Origin of the sequence: Lactobacillus sp. wkB8, from assembly GCF_000761135.1 — a bacterium.
Lineage (GTDB): Bacteria > Bacillota > Bacilli > Lactobacillales > Lactobacillaceae > Lactobacillus > Lactobacillus helsingborgensis.
Window position 1 is genome coordinate 1,739,345 of sequence record NZ_CP009531.1, and the last position, 25,629, is coordinate 1,764,973.

Sequence of the window (25,629 nt, forward strand, 5' to 3'; positions counted from 1 at the left end):
TCTAGATTGGTGAAGTGCTCCATAATAGTTAGACATTAATCTGACTATTAGGAGCACCTTTTTTATGACTAAATATTTACTAAAAACAAAATTAGAAGCAGTAGATTTGTATCAAAGAGGATTTAGTACAAAAGAAATTCAAGAGAAATTACATATCCCATCACGTAGATCTATTGATGGTTGGATCAATAATTATCAACAGTATGGTAACAGAGGCCTGGAAAAAAGCTTTTCTAAGACAAGATATAGTGGTCAATTTAAATTAGAAGTCTTAAACTGGAGAAAAGAACATAGTGCCAGCTATCAAATTACTGCCAATCATTTTAATATTAAACAACATTCCACTATTGCGAATTGGCAAAGAAAATTAAATGAAGGCGGTGTTGATGCTTTATTTATTAAGCAAGGACGACCATTAATGCATAAAAAGAAAATTAAAGTAAAGAAGCATAAATATACTTCTCAAGAGTTAACTGAACTTGAACGTCTACGTTTAGAGAATCGTGCATTACATGTAGAAAATGAATATCTAAAAAAACTAGATGCCTTAGTTCAGAAACGCGGACATCGGACGAAGAAAGATCTATAGTTAATGAACTAAGGCAAGAATTTGGCTTTAAATTAAAAGAAATATTACCCTACACAAGTTTGTCTAAAAGTACATTCGGGTACCATCCTCATCCAAAAAAGAAGCTGATCAGTGATAAAGCACTTGTTTCAATTATCAAAATGATAAAGAAGCATCATGCCAGTTATGGATACTGGCCTGTAACTGATACTCTGAGGATGACTTATCACCTAATGGTTAATCATAAACGTGTTCAACGCTTAATGCGTGAGAACAATTTAGGAGCTAATAAATATAATCTGAGAGCCGGTAAATATGATTCTTCAAAGGGTCCACAAAATAAGAAAGCTAAGAATCGGTTCCATCAAAAGTTTAAGACTGATAGACCATATCAAAAGGTCGTAACTGATATTAGTGAATTTAGATATGGGAACATGACTATCCGTGATCGTGTATATTTATCGCCATTTAAGGACTTATTCAGCGGTGAAATTATTAGTTATACGATCACCGATCGTCCATTAACAAGATATGTTCTAGAAGGATTAGAGGGAGTGTTTACTGCAAGACCAAAGCTATTAAATTATCGAATGACAATCCATAGTGATCAAGGAATTCAATATCAATCTAATCCATATCGACATGCTTTACGAAAACATAAAGTATTTCAAAGCATGTCACGAAGAGCTACATGTCATGATAATGCAGCTATGGAAAGTTTCTTTCACATTATGAAAGTTGAAATGAATTATTTTACACATCACTTTGATACTAAGAAACAATTGGTTAAGGCGATGAAAGAATGGATAAGTTATTACAATGAAGATAGAATTCGGCACAAACTAAAAGGCTTAACTCCGATTCAATATCGGAATCAAGCCTTAAGTAAAACGATATAAAACTAACGTCCAGTTTTAGGGGTTAGCTTCAGTCCAATACTTTTCAAACAGATTTAAGCAAGGAAATAACGAAGCTGCCAATTTTTATAACGACGTTAATTACTATTAGGATAAAGCGTAAAAAATGCTTACAACTCAAACCCACTTTAGCACAAAACAAAAGTGGTAAAGGCAAAATTGAGCTAGCCTCATCTCCATCACTAACGTTAGAATGTTTATATATAAAAAATCATAATGAGACTAGTGTGCAAGAGAACCGTTTAACTGGTAAAGACCACACTGCTATCAAAACCTAATCAATAACCTAAGTGTGAAACTTGTGTTAACTATCATCAAAAAAATTTATACTTAATTCTTGACATACTTCATATTTTTACTTTTGATTTTCACTGTACTTAACAATTTAATCTTAAAGTTTTATTTTCAAGTACATAGTGTGTAAAATGTGCATGTTTAAATTCAATATCGTCATAATAATGAGCAACCTCAATCACTGTACAATCTAAATTTTGAATAATTTTATTTATTTTGTCCGACATTTTTGGATCTAAACTAGAAGTTGCTTCATCAATTAAAATAATTTTTTTATTAAAAAGAAGAGCTCTAGCAATTTCGATTCGCTGCCGTTGTCCACCAGATAAGTTTTTCCCACTTTCACCATAATATCTATTTAAAGCATCGTTACCTAGTTCATTAATCAATCCTACTTTTTCAAGAACAAATAAACAATCTTTAGTTGAGAAATCCTCGCCTAAAGTTAGATTAAAACGCAAAGTATCATTAAATAAGTTGGGATTTTGTCTTATATAAGCAATCCTACCAGATTCGAGAATATTGTTTATTTTACTATTCTTTTCCCTCAAATAAATTTTTCCGCTACTTGGTTTAATAGAACCCTGAATCAAATTAAGTATTGTCGATTTACCAACACCAGAAGCTCCTGTAATCAAAATTTTTTCTCCAAAAGTAATATTTAAACTCAAATTATTGATAATCTGTTTACCATTTGAGTACGTAAAATAAACATTTTCAAAACAAATTTTTGGCTTAATATCTTTCGATATTTTTTTAGGAGCTTTAAATTCAATCATATGTTCACTATAAGATTTTCGAATTTCTTGAGTAGTTTTTATCTTACTAAGATACTCTGAAACTGTTCCTAATGGACCTACGACTCTGTCACTAGCCATAAAAATACCAATCAAAGCTGCAGAAGATATCTTTCTTTGAATAACTAAAAGCAAGCCAATACCAATAGGTAAAATATAACTAACAACTGAAAGAATTGAAGCGACAAAAAAAGTAACAGCTTGCCAGTTATTCATAAGTAAATAAGAATTTTCGGATTCATTTAAATACTTATCTGTATCATTGTACATATACTTTTCAGCTAAATAAGTTTTGATAGTATTGGCTCCATTAAATAAATCAGTTACCTTACTTAAAAATCTACTACTATCTTCCTGCCACTTTGAAGAAGTGGCAGTTAATTTTTTACCAAAAATCTTTGGAGTTATCATAGGTAATAAAGAAAATAAAATAAACAAAATTCCAATAGGTATGCTTAAACTTAAAATATAAATTCCAGAGATTAATGCCATTAACAAAGACGCAAATACTTCAAACATCAGACTAAAGTAATCTGTTTCAACCAATTTAAAATCATTAAATATTTTTGAGACATTATCCGCAGTATCACTACTAAAAGTTGAAGTATTAATTTGCCCATAAATAAAATTACTTTTGAGCTTTACATTAAGCTTTTTTATTGCTAAATTTATTAACATTTTTCTTAAAGTCATTGAAAAATACACAATAGCCATTGCTGAAAAGCTTTTGACAGCATAAAACATTACTTCTAAAAATGTTGAGTTATGATTAAAATTTACTATAGAAGAAAGTACCTGTGCCAAAACTACTCCATCAAATGATGAAATAATTGTTGTTATTATTATTGAAAATACGAGCCAATTAGGTAACCATCTAATTATGTTTTTTATTTTCATTTTTATCACCGTTGTATATTAAATTAATATATAATACTTAATTGATTGATATTCTATTTTTGGAAAACAAATACCAATACCACCACTTTTCAGGAGTCTTAACTATTATACTGTTTATCAGTCTGTGAATATTATTATTAATCTGTCCTACTGTCATATCTTTTATATTTATCTTGGAATAAAATCTTAATTCATAATGAGGAAAATCATCTATTCTTGTAAAAGTAACTGGTTGTATATTTGAATTATTTCGTTTAGCTAAGGCTGCTAATCCGTACGCTACGGGAAAGAAATTATCTAAATACTTAGTACGATACTTGGGTTTAGGACCTAATGTATATTCTGGAAATTCAAGTATATTTTTTGAATTTTTTAATAAATTATCCAACTTAAAAAGAGCATTAACTGGGTTAGATGTGTCTAAAACTTCTGTTATGTACTTTTTTAAGCTCGATAACATTACATCTAAAATGGACCGCATATGCTCCCCTTCATCACCATTAGCTAATGGAACATTTTGAATTCTTAAACTCGCCAATATTATTGGTATAGAATAAAAATCTCCCCAATGTGGACTAAAAATTATCGTATTTCCTCTCTTAATATCATTTAATTTTTCTTCATTTATAATAATTAAATTATTTTTTAGAAAACACTTTGTCTGAGAAAATAAATAAACAAATATAGCATCAGTTTCTTGAAACAAAATATAGTTAGCCCATTTTTTGCTCAGTGACTCTTGGTTTTTTAAATTAGTAAACTTCATGGCTTTACTTGCAATTGTCACAAGGTCTTGAATATTTTCTTTTTTTTCGTTTATTTCAATTTGTCTAATTAAAGAAATTTCTTTCCAAATCAAATCAAGTTGATTACTTTTTTTTAATACTTGGAAAAGACGTTGATCATCTAGATCACTCAAATACATAGAAAAATCATAAATCATTCTGTTGACTCTTTTCTTATCATAGTCTTTCTTATTTGATACAAGTTCATATCAAACTCATTAAAAGAGTTTATCAATAACAAGTTATCATTATTATTAAACAATTTAAAAAACTCATTTATCTGAATAGCAGCAATAATTTTTATTATTGGCAAAAACGACATGTTCACCACAGGAGGTATAATTTCCTGATTTTTGTTTCGTCCTAGTTTTGATGTTTCAAGATAATCTTTCCACGTAAATGTTTTTTTAGGAATTACCATAGTTCCTAAAGAGGCCTCATGTCCTGAATAACCTCCACCAACAATATGTGGTACTCCCTTTTTTAAGCATTCATTTGAAACCAACAGTGATACATTTTTTATACTTGGATAATCAGCACACGAAAAAACAAAATCTGTCCCTGCAATTACTTGGTTAATATTAGTCTGATCAACTTTTAAGCTAATGTTATTTATATTTATTGCAGGATTAACAGTTTTACCAAATTTTTTAATAACATCAACCTTTGATTTATTAATATCTTTAGATGTAAAAATTGCTTGATTGGCTAGGTTTTCTGGTTCTACTTTGTCAAAATCAACTATAGTATAATTTTGAACACCTATTCTAAATAATTGCTCAAGTAAATTTGATCCTAATCCTCCACAGCCAATAACAGTTATATGCTTATTCATTAGCTTTTTTAAAAACTCATCAGTAAATTTGTTTTTATTAGGATACATATTCAAATAATTATTTTCCCTATCTAATAGTTCATAATTATTTTTCAAGGACTTATATACTATTAATCCATCGCAAAATAATTGATTACAAAAATCTTTTAGAAAATGTTTATTGATTTTTTTTGAGGACAGTTTCTGATTTACCATGTGTAATATTTCAGAGTCAGTAAATTCACCCGTTAAATAAGATATAATATTAATGGCCAATTCATCTGCAGTATATGATATTTGCTTATGCTCGTTATAAATTTCAAATTCTATTTTATTTTTATTTCTATATACACCTATTCCGGGCCTTATCATTGGAATAAACATTATTCACCTTAATAATAGTAGAAGCACCTTCAGACATAACAAAGCCTGACCTATTGTTCATAAACGGCACAGAAGCTTTATCTAAATCTTGATTATCTGATAACACGCCTAATTTTTTAAATGCTTCTATTGCTTCATCATTTAAGCAAGATTCTGCTCCTATAACAATACCAACATCGGCATCACCATTTTGTAGTTTTCTAAATGTTTCCCCTATACTCACACTACCGGAAGCACATGCTGCACTATATGTTGTAATACTTCCATGAATTCCCAATTTAATTGATAGATTTGACGCTATCATATTAGGTAACATTTTAATTATAGTCCTAATACCTATTGCTTTAATAGACTTTTGAGTGGCTTTCTTGGTTTCTTCAACTGTGGTGTTAACCCCACCAATTGAAGTTCCAACTCCTATAATTGCTCTATCTAAATCTTTTTGTAAAAGTGCACTATCATTAACAGCTTCCATAGTCGAAACCATTGCTAATTGTGAAACACGATCCTGATATCTTTGTTCTCTTTTTGACAAAAAATCAGACAGTTCTGCTCTTACTCGACTAATAGTAACATTTAATTTTTCATAGTATTCAAAATTATTATTACCTTTTTGAGCTGCTTCCCAAGTTGAAATAACATTATTACCTAAGGGATTAATTGTTCCTAAACCAGTTACAACTACTCGATTCAATTAGTTTTCACCAACCCATTCAATCACATAATTAGCTATCTTTTCTAAATATTTATTTCTTCTACTTATACTACTATGATCAATACTTCCAAAATTTTTCCATACTCGCTTTTGGAAATTAAGCTGTTTAAGTGTACTGTTAATAAAAACTCCTTTAATAGCATTGCCACAAAACATTTTCAAATAAAATGTCGGAGAAGTCGAAGTCGTAAGAATCAAAGTCTTTTTTATATTTTTAAGGTTTCCTATTACTCCCGTACTGCCTACATTGTAAGCAAAGTCCTTTTTCATTATTTTATCAATAAACCCCTTTATAATGGCTGGAGTATCATTCCACCATACTGGGAAAATAAATATAACTTTATCTGTACTTTTGATGATCTTCTGATACTTACTAACTAAAGGATCAATTGTCTTTCCAACACTAAATAAAGATAGTTCTTCAGTGGAATATGTTGGATCAAATTTATCATTATACAAATCTATAACTTCATAATCTTCTTTATTATTTATCAATGCTTCTGTAACCTTATTAAGTATTGCATGGTTAAAGCTTCTTATATAAGGATGTGCGTATATTATGGTAGTTTTCATTACATAGCCTCTTTTGCCTTAAATTCTCGGAGAATATGTAAAGTATCTTTTATATTTTTATCAGTATGCATACTAGAGACAAAAAATCTAATTCTTGCCTCACTTTCTTTTACTGCTGGATAGATTATTGGTAAAGCATTTATACCATTAAATCGAAGAAATTTTGAAAGCTTCATAGCTTTTTCAGATTCTCCTAAAATTATTGGTATTATAGGTGTGTCCTTACTATTTCCTGTATCATAACCTAAATTTTTAATTTCATTTAATAAAATTTTTGAATTTCGCTTAAGCGATTTCAATCTACTTTGATCGCTTTTAAATATATTAATAGCAGCTAAAGCACTTGCAGTATTAGCTGGCGTAATACCTGCGCTAAAAACAAAGCCAGGTGAATTATACTTTAAATAATTTATAAGAGTTTTGCTACCAGCTATATAGCTTCCACAGCTAGCACAAGTTTTACTTAAAGTTCCCATTAAAATATCAATATTTTTCGGATCAATATCAAAATAATCACAGATGCCAGCTCCTCTTTTTCCAACTGTTCCAAATGAATGAGCTTCATCTATCATTAAAATACAACCATATTTCTCTTTTAATTCAAGTAATTTAGGCAGATTACAAATGTCACCATCCATGGAATAAGCACCCTCAACAATTAACAAGGTACGCCTATAATTATCTCTTAATCTCTTTAATACTTTTTCTAAAGATACCATATCATTGTGCTTAAATGAGCGTCTCATTGCATGCGAAAGCTTCGCTCCTTCAACTATACTATTATGAGCAAGTTCATCATGAACAATCAAATCTTTTTCATTAACAATATTACCAATCATGTTTACATTTGTACTATGTCCACCTACTTGTACAATGGAATCTTCCGTACCTAAAAATTGTGCAATCGCATGTTCTAAATCTTCATGAATTTTTAGCTCTCCTCCTAATAGCCTACTACCAGACACAGATGTTCCATACTTGTCTATAGCAACTTTAGCAGCTTCTTTTACATTACTATCACCATTTAATCCCAAGTAGTTATATGTAGAATAATTTATATATGTTTTGCCTCCTTCATTTATATAATTAGTAGGCACTCCTTCATCCTAATAAAATATGGCACCTTATCTCCATACTTCTTTTGTATTTCGTCAAATTTAATTATTTCAGGAAATGAATTTATACTTGATACGTTTTTTTCATATTTTGATACATTAATACCTAATTCTTTCTGAATTATACTCCAAACCTCGCCTACGGTAATTTCCTCACTAAGTTCTTTATAATCAATGGATTTTTCAGATAATCCATATTCAAACTCAATTGTCTGAATTAAATCAATCATCATTAATGAGTCAAAATCCATATCAACAATTAACTTATCACTCTTTTTTATTGTTTCTTTATTTTCTCCAGATATCTCAGAAATTATATTGAGCAACTTACTGAATTCTTTTTCCATAGTTAAATCCCTTCTAAATAAATTTTATTTAACACAATGATTATAACATTTTTATTATTTATATTAATAACAGTTAATGTTAATTGTTAGCGTCAACTTTTTGTGTGTAATAAACTTTTAGCCCTTACCTGCTGCTAGTTGCAGGTTTCACTTTTTAAATTATTTGCTCAGATAGTTCTAATATTTTACCGCCATTAATAATTCTTTGATGCCAGTAATGTGTCTTAACTGCTTCGTCAAAGTTTGCTTGAAAATGCTCATAATACTACATTTTTTACCTTAAAGTGCTGATCTTCACGCTTAATTTGCTACTCTTTAATAATTTTTATTTACTTTTCAAGCAAATACTTAGTTATATTACCACTTATATGACCTTCACCGCTGATAAGTAGTAGTCTGCGTATTTAAAATAGCTTGCCAGTTGCCTAAGATATAAGTTTTGACCTTCTTTAACATCTCGATTTGGGTAATGTTAAAGCTCGATCACTATAACGCGTTTTAAAATATAATTCTACTTTGTCGCGTTGACTGTTTAAAGCCCCAAGTGATATAAACAATAAGTGGCGGCTATTTTAGTATTAACAGCAGCCTTACGACAATATTTCAATAAGTGAAAGCAATTTAAAACAAGCTTACAATTAGGTAATATTTAACCCTTTCTCTAATCCAAGGTGCATCATCACTAGAAAGATAAAATTGCTTTGCTTGTGGCACAGTACTTGATCTGGTTGGTTAGGCAGCCGTCGAGCTTTGAGGTGCACAATATTGGCGTAGCTGCTACATAAATAAATCATCAAATAATGCAATAAGCCTTTTTGCTTGTCTTCTTTCCCTTCTTTCGTCATCTTAGTAACTATCCTTATTTTAAAATTGAATTGTTTTTATTGTCCTATGCTATTAATTTAAGAAATAAGCTGTTTTCTGCTATTCAAAGTATCGAAAATTATGATGATGACTTATCACCTAATGATTAATCATAAACGTGTCCAACGCTTAATGCGTGAGAACAATTTAGGAGCTAATAAATATAATCTGAGAGCCGGTAAATATGATTCTTCAAAGGGTCCACAAAATAAGAAAGCTAAGAATCGGTTCCATCAAAAGTTTAAGACTGATAGACCATATCAAAAGGTCGTAACTGATATTAGTGAATTTAGATATGGGAACATGACTATCCGTGATCGTGTATATTTATCGCCATTTAAGGACTTATTCAGCGGTGAAATTATTAGTTATACGATCACCGATCGTCCATTAACAAGATATGTTCTAGAAGGATTAGAGGGAGTGTTTACTGCAAGACCAAAGCTATTAAATTATCGAATGACAATCCATAGTGATCAAGGAATTCAATATCAATCTAATCCATATCGACATGCTTTACGAAAACATAAAGTATTTCAAAGCATGTCACGAAGAGCTACATGTCATGATAATGCAGCTATGGAAAGTTTCTTTCACATTATGAAAGTTGAAATGAATTATTTTACACATCACTTTGATACTAAGAAACAATTGGTTAAGGCGATGAAAGAATGGATAAGTTATTACAATGAAGATAGAATTCGGCACAAACTAAAAGGCTTAACTCCGATTCAATATCGGAATCAAGCCTTAAGTAAAATGATATAAAACTAACGTCCAGTTTTATTTCGTGTTTTTTGTTACCTTTTTATTTTTATTGCTAAAAACACTATATTTTTAATAAATATAGTGTATAATCAAAAATAAATTCAAAAAGTGGCGTTTTTTGAATTTATAGTTAGAAAGGTAAATCAAATTATGTCAAAATATCACTTATTGAGAATTTATTCTTACCAACATCCAGGCAAACCAGTTACTAGCGAATTTAACAAAAGATTTAATGGCTATGGCACGATTAAGTTTCCGTTAGCAATAAACCCCATAGATGTGCGAGAACAAATTAGAATACCTACACAATTGCCACTTTTTTTGGTACAAATTGAAAACTATAATTCACTGCTAACTATCATTAGAGAGAACTCCGCTCAAATCAAAGCACTCATTGACAAGCTTCCCGGTGTTGCCAGAGAGCAATTTTTCATTGATTTGTTAATTAAAGAAATTAAAGGTACAAATGATATTGAAAATGTTGCTTCTACTACAAAGGAAATTAACAGAGCCGTAGAAAATATTAATAATCACAATAAAACTGTGCGTTTCCAATCTTTTGCTAAAATGTATTTTGATATTGAAAATGGCAAAACATATCAACTTAATGAGCTAAAAGACATCAGAGCATTGTATGACTCTTTATTAAAAGGTGAAATAGCAAAAAGCGAATTACCTGACGGCAAGCTATTTCGGGATGGCTTTGTCAGAATTGGCAACTCTACCCAAACTGTTCATCTTCCCAAAAACAGCGAAGATGAGATAAATCAGCAATTAGAAAATTGGCTAAAATTTATTAATTTGGATAAATATGATCCTATTTTAAAGGCCTGTGTTGCCCATTATTATTTTGAATATATTCATCCTTTTTATGACGGCAATGGTAGATTAGGAAGGTATCTCTTTTGTAGTTATATTGGAAAAAAAGTTGATCCTTATACTGCTGTCAGCTTTTCTTATCAGATCACTCAAAAAAAGGCAAGGTATTATAAAGAATTTCAAGAAGTTGAAAATGAAAAAAATTACGGTGAAATCACACTATTCGTTATCAGTTTGCTAAAATACTTAGTTTCTGGACAAAAATATGTCCTGGGTAATTTAAAAGATGACTATAACATTTTAAATTTTGTCAAAAAGAAATTAGAAGATTTTGATTATCCCAACTTTGAATTCAATATCTTATATGTATATGCACAGTCATTTTTATTCAACAGTTTTGATGGCAGCGTTCAAGACACAAGTTTAATCAGTTTTATCAAAAGTACAGAAAAAATATCAACCAAAAAAGTAAAAACTGCTATAGAAGATTTAGAAAAAGAGGGTTTAATTAAAACTGTTAAAGGAAGGCCAAAAAAAAGAAAGTTAACTGGTAAATTTTTAGATAAAATTGGTTTGAATATCTAAGATAGTCCAGTTAACTATCTCAAAATATAGCAATGTACCCTAAAAGAAATCATTCTAGAATAAAATTTCCACAATATGACTTGATTTATAATTATATTAAAAAAGTTTTTTACGATTGCATTAGACGGGAGTGTCAATAATTATGTGTAAATGGAATTATTGACACTCCCTATACTTTTTACAATATTAAGTAAAAGCAAAAGCAAATTTTGTATACAAATATAATAAACTGCTTTGAAAAAGCAGCTTTGAAAATCATAAAAAACCAGCTTATAGCACAAAAAGCTGGTTTTTAATTTAAAACTTTTTTCTGATTTTTAAACGAAGATGTCCTTTTTAATGACCCGGTAAACAGAAATAACCAAAACTAAAAGCGCGCAAAGCATCGCAACGTAAGCCATTGGTCCCACACTGATAGCAGCTTGGGCTTGGCTGCTGGCCATGCGATTTTCTACCGCATATTCTACAATCCACTTACTTAGTAAACGCGGGGTTAACACAAAACTCACAGTCGCTATGATTGAAGCTACTAAAGCCGTGTTACGTGAATATGGTTCACGGAAAAATTGTGCTAAAACACAAAATGCTGGGGCAATCATCAAAAGCAATACCCACATAATAATTAGTCGTCCTGCACCACTGCTCATCATTTGGGCACTATTAGTGGCATAACGGTATTTACCCCACAATTGTCCGCCGGTTAAGGTATTCAATAAACTCAGAAAATACGACCCCTGTTGTCCATATACACCGCCACGATTAGACAAAATTCCCTGAATCACCTGCAAGCCGTCAGTCGAGCCAGCTGTAGTGAAATTAACGGTAACTACTTTTTTCATATAAGTAGCTAAAAACATCACAATTGAGCCGCCAAATTGCAATGCCCGCAGCATGCTTAGTTTTCTGGACGACTTCATCTTAAATTCTAAACTTAGTACACGGTCAGGGTGGTGGCTGCGACCAATTACAAAGATACCGATTGCAACAACGATCGCAAGTACAACCAGCAGCCACCACAACTTAGCCATGATCAAAAATATGGCGAGTACCACAATTGCCACCGCAACGTATGGTCGGTCTGCAAATATATCCCAGAAGTTTAGCTTCAAATGTCGGTAATCACCGCGAGTCTGAAGGTTATTATGCTCTTTGAGCGTTACCTTAGAAGTCGCTTTTGCATTAGACCGAGATTTTTGGCTGTGTTTTTGGCGATATTCCTGCCTTGTTATGTGTGAATCTCTTTCCATACCGGCATCTCTTCCTTTCAGAAATAATATCCTATCATGTTTAAGATGAAAATATCATCTATTTAGCAAATTCTTAGCAAATTTATTGTGCTAAAATATAAAAGATATCGTATTTTTTAGGAAAATATTAAAAAGAAAGCGAGGACGTTTTGACAGTTTCCGACAAATTTCCAGCTGGCTGGCACAAGGCATTTGTTACTTTGTGGCTAGGCTGCTTTATCACAGGCATGGGCTACTCCATGACAATGCCCTTCATTTCATTATTTATCGCTGACCTGGGAAACTACAGCAAATTACAGATTAGTATGTATTCCGGCCTTGCGTTTGCTATGACTTTTATTGCCCAAGCAATAGTTTCACCTTATTGGGGCAATCTGGCCGACAGAAAAGGGCGTAAATTAATGTGTATGCGTGCCTCCGGTGTGATGGCCTTAACCATCACTGCTACCGGTTTTGCACCTAATGCTCTTTATATTATCGTCATGCGCTTTATTCAAGGTGCCTTTTCTGGATACATTAATAATGCCACTGCTTTAATTGCGGGAGAAACCCCTCATAGAAAAAGTGGTTGGGTCATGAGCCAAATGATGACTGCCGGTACGGCAGGAAACTTGGTAGGTCCACTTTTAGGTGGGGTATTGTCAAACTTCTTTGGCAATTGGCTCGGCGGAGTCTGGGGTTACCGCATTCCGTTCTTTATCACCGGCTTTTTAATGGTACTTGTTTTCTTAGGTTCAACTTTTTTAGTTCACGAAAACTTCACTCCAATTTCTCGAGCAGAAATGAAGCCGATGAAGGAAATTATGCGTTCTCTACCTAACGTTAAATTGATTGTGGTGATGTTCTTTACCACACTCTTAGTTCAGGCTGCCAACATGTCAATTGATCCGATTGTTTCTTTATACGTTAAATCAATGATGCCTAATAGCAAAAACATCGCATTTGTGGCGGGCGTCGTAGCTGCTACACCGGGACTGGGAACATTGCTAGCTGCTTCCAAAATTGGTCATAAAATGGATGAAATTGGTCCTCTGAAGATATTACGCCTAGGTTTGATTGTAGGAGCTGTTCTCTTTATTCCTATGGCTTTGACACACTCACCTTGGGTGCTGGCAGGATTGCGTTTTCTGCTCGGAATTGCCAGTGCTGCCATGTTACCGGCAGCACAGACCGTTTTGACTCTGAACACTCCAGCCGAAAGCTTTGGTCGTATCTTTAGCTACAATCAGTCTTTTCAAGCAGTTGGTTCTGTGTTTGGGTCACTTATGGGCTCCACTATCTCGGGACTGTTCAACTACGCTACAGTTTTCTGGACTACAGGCTTTACCCTACTGATTAACTTTATTCTGATTATCTTTTTCAGTTTAAGAAAAAGTCCTAATAAATAAGAACTAACTTACAACTAATAAAGTATCCTAATTTTGGTGGTCACATCATATTTCGTTCAGGATGCTTTTTTGTTTTGCTTGATCTCCGTAGATAAACATTGTATAATTTTATTACATTTTAGGATATACATTGTTTATTTTTTTACAGGGGGCAATTATGATTCGTGCTACTATATCTAAATGGGGTAATTCTAAAGGCATCCGATTAAACCAAGCAGTCTTGCAAGCATTAAACGCTACTATAGGAGATCAGTTAAACTTTAAAATTGAGGACAACAAAGTAATAATGTCAAAGCAAGATGATACACCTGATTTAACTTTTGAAGAACTTTTTAAAGATTATTCAGGTGAAGAATTTGATACTGAAATTAAGTTACCAGATGAGAGAAAAGGAAATGAAAAATGGTAATTAAGCAAGGATCTATTCTATTAATGGATTTAAGTCCTAAACAGGGGCATGAACAATCTGGCAAACGACCTTATTTATATTTAAGCTATAAAGGGGTTGAAAAATACGCTCATATTGCTGTGTTTGCTCCTATATCAACTACTAAAAGACTCTACCCCTTATATCAAGAATTACCTGCTGCATCTCAAACAAAAGGCGTAGTCATGCTAGATCAGCTAGTTACAATCGATTATCATAATCAATCATTTCAATATTTAGAGCAACTACCTGATGACTATATGGAAAAGATACTCAAAATTGTAAAAGTAGTTTTTCAGAAAGATTAGCCAAGCAGTCTTTCTGTAGATAACTACATGCTGCAGCATGTTAGGGCAATAGATCCAGCTTTCAGATTGAAAGGCAATATCAAAGTAAGATTAGACGAAGCTAAAATAAAAAAATTAGAACAAATTTAGTTTCATTTTTTAAAAAACAAAAACTGTACTGAGCTCCAAAAATTATCCAACTTTTGGAGCTTTTTTATATCTAAATTATCTAAACAAGATAAAATTATAATTTATTATCTCTAACATGATTATCAAATTAGTTCTACTTAATTAAGACCAAACTAAAAGAACTAATTCCGATCGAATAGCGGCAATTAGTTCTCAGTTTATAACCAATAAAGTGTTCTAATTTTGGGATGCACTTCATTATCTTGGTGGTTTTTTATATCTGCATAGAAAGAAATACCAGCTAAATAGTTGTTAGTTCCCCTTTTTTGGCGGATTTTTTCATTACTACAACTGTAATAACAAGAAGCAGAATACTAATAAACAATAATCCTAGAAGAGAATATTGCACGTTGGTCACAGCTGATAGAGTAGTAAAGGCAGTGGTCATTAGAGGACTAACAACTAGTAGAATTGTATTGATCAGACCAACAGAAGACGCCAAAATTGTGTGGTCAACTGCTCCTACCATCCACTGCGTTAATTTCGGACTGGCGGCTCCCAAAAAGAAGCCCAAAAAGCAACAAGTTACTAAACAAGCCCAAATATTTTTGTTTAAGATTGCAATTATGACACTGGCACCAGCAACATTCGCAAACAAAATAACAGCATAGAGACTAATTTTTTTAAATAGATTGGTACCGATAATACTGCCTAAAGCAGTGCCTATTCCCACCATAGCACCTACCAACGCAATCGTAAAACTATAGGTACCGATAACCATTACTTGCCGATTGCCAGCTACCACAATGGAAACAAGTGGTTCAATAGTGCTTAAAACGCCATTTAAGACCGCAATTACCAACACGGTCGTCATTAAACCTGCAGCTTTTTTGACTTGTTTTAATGCTAAGGCTAAGGTAGCCCAAAAGCCGCGATCATCAACTTCCTGCGTAATAGTTGCAATACCATTTTTACGTTTACTTCTGGCAATATTGTAATAGATCAAGCCGGCCAAGATAAAGGTCAGGCCGTTAATTACAGCCAGCGTAGAATATGACATGAATAACAAAAGTCCTGATCCAACAAACTGACTTATCAAAGTGATTACCTGTGACATACCACCAGTGAAACCTTCAGCTTCTCCCACTTCATCTTTTTTTACCAGACTGATAACTAAAGGTGTTGTTAAACCACTGGAATAAGTTCCAGCCGTGTCAGAAATGAAGTTGATAATAATAACCATTATTACTAAATTCCAACCCGCAATATTCTGGCTAAAAAGAAAACCAACCAGTAAATAAAGCGCTCCTCTGATCAGGGCCATCCAGACTATTTTTTGAAATTTGTTCTGCGTCCTGTCAGCTAGATAGCCACCAACACTAGAAAACAGCCGGGGAACTGACTCCGAAATAGCAATTAATGACAAGGCCAGCGAATAATTTTTGAGCCGACTGGCATAAGTCATCAGCGCTAAATAGAATAAAATATCCCCCGCACTGGATAAAATACTGGCAATTGAAAACTTGCGATATTCTTTATTTTTAAAAAAGATAGTCATAATTTTTTCTCCTTTTTAGCTTTCTTTATTTTCAATTGTACTTAAGCTAAAATTGAGAATAGAAAAGTGTCATATATGAAACAAAAAATTGATGAGGTCAAATTATGACTATAGGTGCTTTACTTAGACAATACCGTTTAGAAGCTGGGAAAACTCAACGTGCATGGATTGGCGATGTTATTAGTCCCTCTTTTTACTCTAAAGTAGAAAAAGACCTGACGCGTATTTCGGCGGCAGACCTAATTGAATTATTACGGCAAAATCATGTTGAAATTGCCGCTTTTTTTAAACAGCTTGATTACCAAGCTGAAAGTGAAGATAATCTCAAAAAGAAGATTAATGCCCAAATGACAGACGCTTATTATAATTTTGATATTAAGCGCCTAAAAGAAATCAAGCAGGCTATCGCAGGTAGTGGGCTTGCAAGTAAAAATGAGTTAATGCTAAGTGTAAACTCAATCCTAGCTATTATCGATGGTAATAAAGAAAAATTAAGTGCTGCAGAAATCCAGCAACTAAAAAATAAATTCTTTAATGAAGAGAATTTCGACTGGAAAACTATCAAAATTTTCCTGAATTGCATGGTTTTTTATGATTTTGCCAGTGACATGATTATTACTAACAAAATTTTTCAACAATTTAAAGATAGCACTAATGACGATATACAATTTATAGTGTTGGGAATATTAATCAATATGATTAGTATGTGTCTGGAAAAAAACAAGTATAAGGAAGCCAAGCAGTTGGTGGAAAAATCCCTTGAGATTCACACCCGGCCACTAACCTGCTTTAGTAAGATGACTTTATTATTTTTGGAGAACATGATTAACTATCATTTTGATCCCCAACAGCTTTATCTGGATAATAGCGCAAGGCAAATAGAAGAATTTTCTTTAATCGGCATGACAGAGTTTAGTAAACAGTTGCAAAAAATTGTGCAGGAAAACACCTGAAAAAATTAAACTTATAACAGCAAAACTGGTATTCAATCTTTATCTGAAACCAGTTTTTTATTGTTAGTTAATAATGTTTTGCTTAATTACCTGTTCCAGTGCAGTGCTAATCCAGCCAATATTATGCGGCTTACCGTCTTTAAGATAGGTCAAGCCGTAAGAACAATTACTCTTATATTTTAAAGGACGGTAGGAAACAAAATTGATATTTTTGTTAATGCAAAAATTAGGGATTATCCCAATACCCTGTCTTGCTTTAATAAAATCATACATTAAAAAGTATTCATCCACCCATTTGACCTGATCGGGACCGAGCTTAGTTAAAAAAGTTTGATTTAAGCGGAATATATCAGGCAAAGAGCGGTCTGTATATGGCAGAAGAATTTTTTGCTGATAAAGCTGGCTAAAGGTAATAGCTTCGTGCCTTTCTAGAGGATGACCGGAAGGCAATGCTACCCAATATTTGACTGGAACGTAGGGTCTGAAAATGACATCATCTGAGTCTTTAATGACGTCACTAGTTAAAAGTGCCATATCTATCTTGCGCTCTTGCAGCTGGGATAAATAATCTACTAAAAAATTAATAATAAAAGTAAAATCATAGTTTTTATATTGCAAGTTAAATTTTTGCAAGAACAAAGGAATGATGTAGTGCTCCAAGGGATTAGCTGACATCCCTATCCTTATGTGAGTGAGATCAGAAGCAACCGACTTATGCTACATGTAATCTACTGCACTATCTCTTTTTTTCAAAATATCTAAGGCAATTTGATAAAAATATTTGCCGGCAGCAGTCACCATTAATTTATGCGGTGAACGATCTAATAATTTCACATTAACTTCTTTTTCCAGTTCCTTAATGCTTTTAGAAACAGCAGATTGAGAAAAGTCTAATTTACGGGCTGCCACAGTAAAACTTAAATTATCAACAACATAGATAAAGCAACGCAATTGTGAGAAATTCATAATTTATTATTCCTTTTGGTACTACCTTATTCCATTATGCGTTAAGAAAGCGCCTTTAGCAATGATACTATGTGATTAAATTCATTAAGGAGGTAATTTTAATAAATGAAACAGAAAATTTATCCGTGGTTAATCGTCTTATTTTCTGGACTGATGTGCGCGGTTATAGCTAATACCTATACTGTCATGATGAGTCTGTTTTTGGATCCTTTAGTACACGCATTACATGCACCATTATCGGCAGTCTCGTACTTTATGACCATTACTATCATTTCCATGTCATTTGGGTTTGTTTTAGTAGGGCACTTTATTAAAAAAGTTCAATTCAATTGGGCATTGGCACTGGCTGTAATTATGACGGCAGCAGCGGTAGCAATTTTATCACAAGCCCGTAATCTGGCTGTTTTATATTTAACCGCCGTAGTCATTGGGCTAGGCTGTGCCTTCACGGGATACATTGTCCAAGGCATTTTAGTCAATAATTGGTTTATCGCTAAGAAAAATTTCGCTTTTTCATTATGCGCTGTTGTTGTTTCCATTTACCTAATGTTTTCCAGTTCTTTTACTTCAATTTTAATCACTAAATTAGGTTGGCGCTCAGCACTTTTAACACTGGGCGGTATTAGCCTGGTTATCGGTTTACTTGGTGCCTGCATCATGAAATTAAGACCTGAAGACATAGGACTTAAAGCATACGGAGCTGATCAGGTTCAAAATAATTCCACTGCTGCGCCTGAGCAAGCAGCGCCACAAATTAAAACTAAGACTGTCGTTTTTTCAGCGGCTTTTGTTTTAGTTCTACTATTCTATGCTTTGGTCGAATTTGGAGGCAATATTCAAAGTTTAATTCCGGTTTTCACAACTCGTAGTGGTTTTGGACCTACTGCTGGGGGTTTTATTATTACCTTAGTTAGTGCAACCCAAATCTTCATTACCCCACTTTTTGGTATTACTACAGATAAATGGGGCAGTAGAGCTGTAGCCGTGTGGTTAATGTGCCCAATAGCAGCAATGGTGTTATTCATACTCGCAGCTAAAACTAAGTCCTTTGTTTTACTATATTCCGCTGCCCTTCTCTCTACTGCTTGTGCTACGGTCATGGGAACTGGTGAACAAGTTTTTGGAGCCGAAATGTTTGGGCCGGCTTTTGATATTGGTTACTCCAATGTTAGTGCCATCACAGGTGTGATAGGCGCATTTGCCACTCCGGTCTTTAGTTACATTTATGAAGGCAGCAATTCATTCATAGTAGTTTTCATTGTAGTAGCAATAATTTATTTCATTGCTTTAATCATCCCTATAATTGGGCCAAAATTCCGCTTAAGATTTGAAAATAAAGGAGAATAATATTATGACTAAAAAATATGACGTGATTATTATCGGTGGCGGTCTTGCAGGTTTCGCTGCAGCCACAGAAGCTGCAGACAGAAATTTAACTGCCCTAGTACTAGAAAAAGGCAGAACAACTGGCGGAACTGGTAATTATGTTGAAGGTGTTTTTGCGGCAGAATCGAAATTGCAAAAAGAAGCAGGAATTGATATTAACCGTGAGCAAATTCTCCAGTTGGAAATGGATTATTCACACTATAAGGCTGACCATGAAATGTGGCGCCATTATATTGACCACTCTGCAGAAAATGTTGACTGGCTCCAAAAGCACGGCGTTCAGTTTGACAAAGTTACAGAAATGGGCACTGATTTGCCAACTTGGCACTTATTCACAGGTCATGGGAACAAAGCAATCCATGAAGCTTTACAGCCGTATGTTGAAAAAAATAATATTGCGATTAAAACCTCTACTCAAGCAGTTGACTTAAAGCATAACGCTGACGGCAGTTGGATTGTGATTGCCCAAGACTTAGCTGCAGACAAGGAAATTACTTTACAAACCAAAAACGTAATTTTAGCTACTGGTGGATATTTAAACAATCCAGAAATAATGGAAAATGCCAACAAGTTTAATCCTGAACGGATCGTTCCCGTTAATTCCGGCAAGTCAACCGGTGACGGTCTCAAAATGGCATGGAAACAGGGGGCGAAACACTTCTTTACTGGCATGACAATGAACTTTGGTGGTCAGATTCACGACTCGCAAACTCCGACTTACGAATTTGCATCATGGGATCTGGGTAGTGCTGTTTGTGATGAGCCTATTCTCTGGGTAAATGAAAGTGGCAATCGTTTTACCAATGAATATGATTGCGTAAGTAACTGGGCTAACGAGGGTAACGCTATGATTCGGCAAGACCGCGTTTTTGCCATTCTAGACCAAAAGACTATTGATGATTTTACTGATAAAGGTTTCCCGCTAGATTTACACCCATTTTATGAACTGCCAAATTATCCGCACTTACGTGAAAATGTAAAAGAGGCTATCGCTAAGAACTATGACTTTATGAATTCTGCTTCAACGCTGGCAGAACTGGCAGAGAAGATCGCTGCTCCTAATCTGGAAGAAACGGTTCATCATTATAATGATCTTGCTGAAAAAGGCGTTGACACTGATTTTGGTAAGGATAAAAAGTTTCTCCTACCGGTTGTACAAGGACCATTTTACGCAATAGAATTGGGCGTTGGTGCTTTTACAACCGGAGATGGTCTAAAAGTCAACTTGCATAATGAAGTCTTAGACAACAAGAGTCAGCCTATTGAGCATTTATATGCAATCGGCAGTGATGGCTCAGGCGTAATTTATGGCGATACCTATGGAGTTAAAGTTCCTGGTAGTCATGCCGGCTACTGCGTTTACTCAGCCAGAAACGCTGTTAAAAATTTGACAGCTGATTTATAAAATAAGCACTAATTAAGATAATTAGAAAACAAAAAAGCGTGCTCAAAAGCACGCTTTTTTCTGTCTTACGTGGGTTTATTCACATAAGCTGAGAGGTATCTCCGCTAGCATTTACGCTAAATCAGCGCCGTTAGTAGTAATTACCTTCTTGTACCAGTCAAATGACTTTTTCTTGTAACGGTTAAAGCTGCCGTTGCCTTCATCGTCTTCATCAACATAAATGAAGCCGTAACGCTTGGACATTTCACCCGTTGAAGCACTGACTAAGTCAATACAGCCCCAAGGAGTGTAACCCATAACATCAACACCATCGTCTATAGCTTGAGAAATAGCCTCGATGTGTTCACGTAAGTAATCAATCCGGTAGTCATCTGCAACATAGTGGTTTTCGTCTGGCTTATCCACAGCTCCCAAACCATTTTCAACAACGAAAACAGGTTTTTGATAGCGATCTGATAGTTGGTTCAGGGCAATTCTTAATCCTGTTGGGTCAATTTGCCAGCCCCAATCGCTGCTCTTTAAGAATGGGTTCTTAACGCCGCCCATCAAGTTGCCGTTAGTAGTTTCTTGGTTTTCATGGGTAACATCAACTACAGATGACATGTAATAACTAAAACCAATATAATCAACTGGATATTGGGCTAATAATGCCAATTCCTCATCATTGTAGTCAATATCTGCCAACTGTACTCCTTGACGAGCCAATAAACTCTTAGTGTAAGCTGGGTAATGTCCTCTAACTTGAACATCGGCACAGAAGAAGTTATTAGCCTGATTGTCTTGCAATGAAGCCAATTGGTTCTTAGGATTAGAATCGTAGCTGTATGTTGTAGCATATAAAATCATGCAGCCAATTTTCATATCAGGATTAAGTTCATGACCAATCTTAACAGCCTTCGCACTAGCAACAAATTGGTTATGCCAAGCCTGGTAAACATTCTTCTTGTCGCCAGCACCATTACTGATAGTGAGACCTTGACCCATAATTGGGAAGTGAGCGGCACTGTTGATTTCGTTGAAAGTCATCCAGTATTTAACCTTATCTTGGTAGCGGGTTAAAACAGTGCGGGCAAAACGCTCGTAAAAGTCAATCAGCTTCTTGTTCTTCCAGCTGCCGTATTCAGTAATTAAATGCAGCGGCATTTCGTAATGTGAAATAGTAATTACAGGCTCAATGTCATGCTTTAAACACTCGTCAATTAGAGCGTCATAGAACTTCAAGCCTTCCTCATTAGGAGTTTCTTCATCCCCATTAGGAAAAATTCTAGACCAGGCAATTGAAAAGCGGTAGCACTTAAAGCCCATTTCAGCAAAAAGCTCAATGTCTTCTTTGTAATGATGATAGTGATCAATACCAATATGATTAGGATAAACGTAGTCTGGGTTTATCTTAAAATCAAAATCAGGTGAGGCAATGATTTTCATTCTGTCTTTGCCACCAGGTAAAACGTCAGGCAAAGATAAACCCTTGCCTCCTTCTTGGTATGCACCTTCTAATTGGTTAGCAGCGGTAGCACCGCCCCATAAAAAGCCTTTAGGAAAATTATTTGTAACCATGATTTACTCCTCCATTATTTTAAATCTAATAAAGCAGTGCCTATAGTTATTGTACCATCGGCAATTGCAGTAATTTCCTGATATTCATTTGAATTAGTAACGACAATTGGAGTTGTCAGCTTAAAGCCGGCTTTTTTAATAGCTTCCATGTCAAATTTGATTAGTGGGTCACCCTTTTTCACAGCTTGACCCTTTTTAACTAAGGTTGTAAAGCCTTTGCCCTCAAGTTCAACGGTATCCATACCAATATGAATCATTACTTCTGCACCATTGGTCGATTTAAGACCAATTGCATGTCCTGTTGGGAAAACCATTACTACTTCTCCGTCAAGAGGTGAGCAAACCTTGCCTTCTTGAGGTTCAATTGCAATACCCTTACCCATTGAGCCGCTGGAAAAGACTTCATCTTTAACATCGCTTAAAGGAACAACTTGACCGTTGATAGGCGCAACTAATTCTTCTTCCTTATTATACGAAACTTCTGCCTTAACTGTGTCAGAATTAGCAGAATCATTTGTTGCGGCTGACGTAGCAGTCGCACTCACAGCAGCTTGTTCTGCCAAATTACCATCAACGCTCTTTTTACCAAAAATCATTTGTAGGGCAAAACCTAAGATGATTGCTACAGCCATACCAATCATTAAGCCATAGACACCCATGTCAATGCCGTTTTTACCCATAGCACAAGGAATTGCAAAGATACCCATTCCAGCCATCAAATAAGTTTTTGTGCCAAAGAGTCCAATTAAGCCGCCACCAACAGCAGAAGCAATACAACTGAGAATGAATGGCTTCTTACGTGGCAATGTTAAACCATAAATAGCTGGTTCGGTAACACCGAAGATACCTGATACGAATGCTGGAATAGCAATACTGCGAGTCTTTTCGTCTTTAGTTTGGAAAATCATAGCTAAAACTACACCAGTTTGTGCAAATGATGCAGCAAATGATAAACCAATAATCGGGTCAAAGCCCATAGCAGCAATGTTAGTCATCATAACTGCCACAAAGCCCCAATGAACGCCAAAGATGACAAATACTTGCCAGAAAGCACCCATTAAGATACCAGCGATCACTGGGCTAAAGTTATAAATTGCACTGACAATTTCCGCAACTCCGTTACCTAGCCAAGTTGCAACTGGTCCGATAACAAGGAATGTAATTGGAACAGTAACTAATAAAACGATAAATGGTACTAAGAAAGTTTTAACAACATCTGGAATGATCTTACGGGCAACCTTTTGCACTTTGGAAGCAAACCATACCGCAATGATAATCGGAATAACTGAGGTGGTATAGTTCATTGAAATTACCGGAATGCCCAAAAAAGTCATATGAACAGGTGCTTCTAAGAATGTGCCCTTAAATACAGTAAATAATGCAGTTTTACTGCTTGCCATCGACACAATTGAAGGATAACAAAGAGCAGCACCAATAGTGGCACCTAAATACGTGTTGATACCAAATTTTTTCGCTGAAGAAATTCCTAAAATAATAGGCAGGAAGTAGAACAAGCTGTCACCGATAGCATTCAAGATGACATAAGTTCCCGAACTTGCTGATAGCCAACCAAAAGCCAAAAACATTGCATTAAAGCCTTTAATCATACCACCAGCACACATTGCACCCAGAAGTGGATTAAAAATACCGGAAATCAAGTCAATAAATTTATCAGCTAAGCTCATATTGCTGTTGTCAACGTCATCATCAGAAACGCTGCCGCCATTTGCGAAGCCACCTACTTTAACCAAAGTATCATAGACATCAGCGACATTATTACCAATAACGACTTGGTATTGTCCACCGGACTTGACAACAGATATTACGCCATCAGTGGCTTTTAATTTGTCATCATTTGCCTTCTTCATGTCCTTTAATTTAAAACGTAAACGTGTAGTACAGTGAACTACACTGACTACGTTGTCTTTACCACCGATATCGGCAATAATTTCACGACTTAGATCTTCGTAAGCCATTTTTCCTCCTAAAAATCAAAACCCGAGAACTTCAAGAAACACCTTAACAAGATAAATTGTCAGGTTGCCAGTTAAAGTTCTCGGGTTAATGCCTGTAAACAGTAACACACCGTTTAAACTAAATATTATTAAAATAAGGTAGAATTAATCCTTTTCTGAATGGTTGTCATTTTGCCTATGCGTGACCCGCCATACATGCAGGGTTAAATATACCTGATCATCAGGCTGCAACTGCCAGCCTGCCTGATTGTATAAGTACGTGTCGATTTTTTGGACAGTATCGTATGCCTTTCGGTATTTGACCTTCATTAGTTCAATTAAAGAATTATCAAGCTCACTACCAGAGTCCTTGTCACATTCACCACACATATGCCGCACCATAAAAGCACGTAAATGTGTCATAAAACGGTTAAAGTTGAATGATTCATTATCAAGCTGCATACCATATTGGTACTGGATAATATCAATTACGCCGCGAATTAACTTAGTAATTTTAATTGTATCCTGCAGTTTGGTTTGACCAGAACCAGCGTTAATAAAGTGATATGTCAGATAAGCTACTTCACTTTTGGGAAATTCCAGCTTGGTTTTTTTCTTTATTAACTCAAGAGCATCTTGTGCTGTATTATATTCCTTGGGAAATAATTTTTGCATTTCCCAGCCTAATGTATCTTGGCCTAATTCAATATTTTCATCAGCTCGGGTTAACATAAAATCAATATGATCGGCTAACACCAAAAATTGATAATCGGAAAAAGTTATTTGTAATTTTTGGCTCGCTAAATTAATCACAGCAGTAGTTAACGCCAATGTTCGCTGATCAATATCTCTCACACTGTCAACCATTTTAATGTTCTTTTCGACAGCGATAAAGCGACGCGAAATTTTGTCCTCATCAATGGAATCGCCTGTTTTTTTGCCAAAGCCAATCCCGTTGCCAATCACCACCCAATCTACTCCGGATTCATCTGACACTAAAGCAGCGTTGTTGTTAAAATTCTTAATAAATTTCACTCAACTTACTCCTTTTTTCAATAAAAAAACCTACAAACAATACCAATAATAAGTATTGTTCATAGGTTAATGCCTGATCGAATCAGTAACACGA

At 34.4% G+C, this 25,629-nt stretch carries 25 protein-coding genes; 10 read left to right on the forward strand and 15 right to left on the reverse strand.

What is annotated here, in order from left to right; genetic code table 11:
- Positions 1-64: 64 nt before the first annotated feature.
- Both LACWKB8_RS08100 and LACWKB8_RS08105 read left to right on the forward strand, forming a co-directional pair.
- Positions 65-589, forward strand: coding sequence for a helix-turn-helix domain-containing protein (locus LACWKB8_RS08100; protein ID WP_038524436.1), 525 nt, complete (start codon positions 65-67; stop codon positions 587-589).
- Positions 586-1,467 (forward strand): IS3 family transposase, encoded by an 882-nt coding sequence (locus LACWKB8_RS08105; RefSeq protein WP_038524439.1) that lies wholly within the window; start codon positions 586-588, stop codon positions 1,465-1,467. The genes LACWKB8_RS08100 and LACWKB8_RS08105 overlap by 4 nt, the downstream gene beginning before the upstream one ends.
- Positions 1,468-1,862: 395 nt before the next feature.
- On the opposite strand, the gene LACWKB8_RS08110 is transcribed toward LACWKB8_RS08105, so the two are convergent.
- From LACWKB8_RS08110 to LACWKB8_RS08140, 8 genes are all read right to left on the reverse strand, one after another.
- Positions 1,863-3,473, reverse strand: coding sequence for an ABC transporter ATP-binding protein (locus tag LACWKB8_RS08110; protein ID WP_082229362.1), 1,611 nt, complete (start codon positions 3,471-3,473; stop codon positions 1,863-1,865).
- A 37-nt stretch (positions 3,474-3,510) separates the two neighbouring features.
- Positions 3,511-4,416: a hypothetical protein gene (locus LACWKB8_RS08115; RefSeq protein ID WP_034981289.1), complete on the reverse strand. Its 906-nt coding sequence runs from the start codon at positions 4,414-4,416 to the stop codon at positions 3,511-3,513.
- Positions 4,413-5,456, reverse strand: a complete 1,044-nt coding sequence (locus LACWKB8_RS09050) for a ThiF family adenylyltransferase (RefSeq protein ID WP_052059686.1) — start codon at positions 5,454-5,456, stop codon at positions 4,413-4,415. The genes LACWKB8_RS08115 and LACWKB8_RS09050 overlap by 4 nt, the downstream gene beginning before the upstream one ends.
- Positions 5,416-6,150, reverse strand: a complete 735-nt coding sequence (locus tag LACWKB8_RS08125; protein WP_052059687.1) for a beta-ketoacyl synthase N-terminal-like domain-containing protein — start codon at positions 6,148-6,150, stop codon at positions 5,416-5,418. The genes LACWKB8_RS09050 and LACWKB8_RS08125 overlap by 41 nt, the downstream gene beginning before the upstream one ends.
- Complete coding sequence (locus tag LACWKB8_RS08130; protein WP_038524445.1) at positions 6,151-6,744, reverse strand: NAD(P)H-dependent oxidoreductase; 594 nt, start codon at positions 6,742-6,744, stop codon at positions 6,151-6,153. It lies immediately after the preceding gene.
- Positions 6,744-7,841, reverse strand: coding sequence for an aminotransferase class I/II-fold pyridoxal phosphate-dependent enzyme (locus LACWKB8_RS08135; protein ID WP_052059688.1), 1,098 nt, complete (start codon positions 7,839-7,841; stop codon positions 6,744-6,746). The genes LACWKB8_RS08130 and LACWKB8_RS08135 overlap by 1 nt, the downstream gene beginning before the upstream one ends.
- Positions 7,823-8,206 carry an acyl carrier protein gene (locus tag LACWKB8_RS09055; protein ID WP_052059689.1) on the reverse strand — a complete coding sequence of 128 codons (384 nt, stop codon included), beginning with the start codon at positions 8,204-8,206 and terminating at the stop codon, positions 7,823-7,825. Before LACWKB8_RS09055 ends, LACWKB8_RS08135 begins: the two co-directional genes overlap by 19 nt.
- 638 nt (positions 8,207-8,844) lie before the next feature.
- Complete coding sequence (locus LACWKB8_RS08140; protein WP_038524448.1) at positions 8,845-9,051, reverse strand: hypothetical protein; 207 nt, start codon at positions 9,049-9,051, stop codon at positions 8,845-8,847.
- A gap of 100 nt (positions 9,052-9,151) precedes the next feature.
- Between LACWKB8_RS08140 and LACWKB8_RS08145 the strand changes: the two genes are divergently transcribed.
- Together LACWKB8_RS08145 and LACWKB8_RS08150 are read left to right on the forward strand one after the other, a co-directional pair.
- Entirely contained in the window at positions 9,152-9,838 is a 687-nt protein-coding gene (locus LACWKB8_RS08145) for an IS3 family transposase (RefSeq protein ID WP_122052583.1), read from the forward strand.
- 150 nt (positions 9,839-9,988) lie between these two features.
- Positions 9,989-11,242 carry a Fic family protein gene (locus LACWKB8_RS08150; protein ID WP_038524450.1) on the forward strand — a complete coding sequence of 418 codons (1,254 nt, stop codon included), beginning with the start codon at positions 9,989-9,991 and terminating at the stop codon, positions 11,240-11,242.
- A gap of 317 nt (positions 11,243-11,559) precedes the next feature.
- On the opposite strand, the gene LACWKB8_RS08155 is transcribed toward LACWKB8_RS08150, so the two are convergent.
- Entirely contained in the window at positions 11,560-12,489 is a 930-nt protein-coding gene (locus LACWKB8_RS08155; RefSeq protein ID WP_038524453.1) for a hypothetical protein, read from the reverse strand.
- 149 nt (positions 12,490-12,638) lie between these two features.
- Between LACWKB8_RS08155 and LACWKB8_RS08160 the strand changes: the two genes are divergently transcribed.
- The 3 genes from LACWKB8_RS08160 to LACWKB8_RS08170 all read left to right on the forward strand — a co-directional run bounded on the left by LACWKB8_RS08160 (position 12,639) and on the right by LACWKB8_RS08170 (position 14,612).
- Entirely contained in the window at positions 12,639-13,877 is a 1,239-nt protein-coding gene (locus LACWKB8_RS08160) for an MFS transporter (protein WP_038524456.1), read from the forward strand.
- 157 nt (positions 13,878-14,034) lie between these two features.
- Positions 14,035-14,286, forward strand: a complete 252-nt coding sequence (locus LACWKB8_RS08165) for a hypothetical protein (RefSeq protein WP_052059690.1) — start codon at positions 14,035-14,037, stop codon at positions 14,284-14,286.
- The gene (locus tag LACWKB8_RS08170; RefSeq protein WP_038524459.1) at positions 14,280-14,612 is read left to right on the forward strand and encodes a type II toxin-antitoxin system PemK/MazF family toxin; all 333 of its coding nucleotides are present in this window, start codon (positions 14,280-14,282) and stop codon (positions 14,610-14,612) included. Before LACWKB8_RS08165 ends, LACWKB8_RS08170 begins: the two co-directional genes overlap by 7 nt.
- A gap of 409 nt (positions 14,613-15,021) precedes the next feature.
- On the opposite strand, the gene LACWKB8_RS08175 is transcribed toward LACWKB8_RS08170, so the two are convergent.
- Positions 15,022-16,278 (reverse strand): MFS transporter, encoded by a 1,257-nt coding sequence (locus LACWKB8_RS08175; RefSeq protein WP_038524462.1) that lies wholly within the window; start codon positions 16,276-16,278, stop codon positions 15,022-15,024.
- A 104-nt stretch (positions 16,279-16,382) separates the two neighbouring features.
- Here LACWKB8_RS08175 and LACWKB8_RS08180 point away from each other — a divergent pair, with 104 nt between their 5' ends.
- A complete protein-coding gene (locus LACWKB8_RS08180) occupies positions 16,383-17,231 on the forward strand; it encodes a helix-turn-helix domain-containing protein (protein ID WP_038524465.1) in 849 nt (282 codons plus the stop codon).
- Positions 17,232-17,294: 63 nt separating this feature from the next.
- Here LACWKB8_RS08180 and LACWKB8_RS09060 read toward each other — a convergent pair whose 3' ends face one another.
- Together LACWKB8_RS09060 and LACWKB8_RS08185 are read right to left on the reverse strand one after the other, a co-directional pair.
- Positions 17,295-17,918, reverse strand: coding sequence for a substrate-binding domain-containing protein (locus LACWKB8_RS09060; protein WP_371211460.1), 624 nt, complete (start codon positions 17,916-17,918; stop codon positions 17,295-17,297).
- Between the two features lie 30 nt (positions 17,919-17,948).
- Positions 17,949-18,197: a LysR family transcriptional regulator gene (locus LACWKB8_RS08185; protein ID WP_052059692.1), complete on the reverse strand. Its 249-nt coding sequence runs from the start codon at positions 18,195-18,197 to the stop codon at positions 17,949-17,951.
- A 105-nt stretch (positions 18,198-18,302) separates the two neighbouring features.
- Here LACWKB8_RS08185 and LACWKB8_RS08190 point away from each other — a divergent pair, with 105 nt between their 5' ends.
- On the forward strand, positions 18,303-19,544 hold the full coding sequence (locus LACWKB8_RS08190; RefSeq protein WP_038524468.1) for an MFS transporter: 1,242 nt from the start codon (positions 18,303-18,305) through the stop codon (positions 19,542-19,544).
- Positions 19,545-19,548: 4 nt separating this feature from the next.
- A complete protein-coding gene (locus tag LACWKB8_RS08195; RefSeq protein WP_038524471.1) occupies positions 19,549-20,988 on the forward strand; it encodes an FAD-dependent oxidoreductase in 1,440 nt (479 codons plus the stop codon).
- 111 nt (positions 20,989-21,099) lie between these two features.
- On the opposite strand, the gene LACWKB8_RS08200 is transcribed toward LACWKB8_RS08195, so the two are convergent.
- The 3 genes from LACWKB8_RS08200 to LACWKB8_RS08210 form a co-directional block, all read right to left on the reverse strand.
- Complete coding sequence (locus LACWKB8_RS08200; RefSeq protein ID WP_038524474.1) at positions 21,100-22,545, reverse strand: glycoside hydrolase family 1 protein; 1,446 nt, start codon at positions 22,543-22,545, stop codon at positions 21,100-21,102.
- Positions 22,546-22,559: 14 nt separating this feature from the next.
- A complete protein-coding gene (locus LACWKB8_RS08205) occupies positions 22,560-24,521 on the reverse strand; it encodes a beta-glucoside-specific PTS transporter subunit IIABC (protein ID WP_038524476.1) in 1,962 nt (653 codons plus the stop codon).
- Positions 24,522-24,665: 144 nt separating this feature from the next.
- Positions 24,666-25,535, reverse strand: coding sequence for a PRD domain-containing protein (locus LACWKB8_RS08210; protein ID WP_038524479.1), 870 nt, complete (start codon positions 25,533-25,535; stop codon positions 24,666-24,668).
- Between the last annotated feature and the right edge of the window lie 94 nt (positions 25,536-25,629).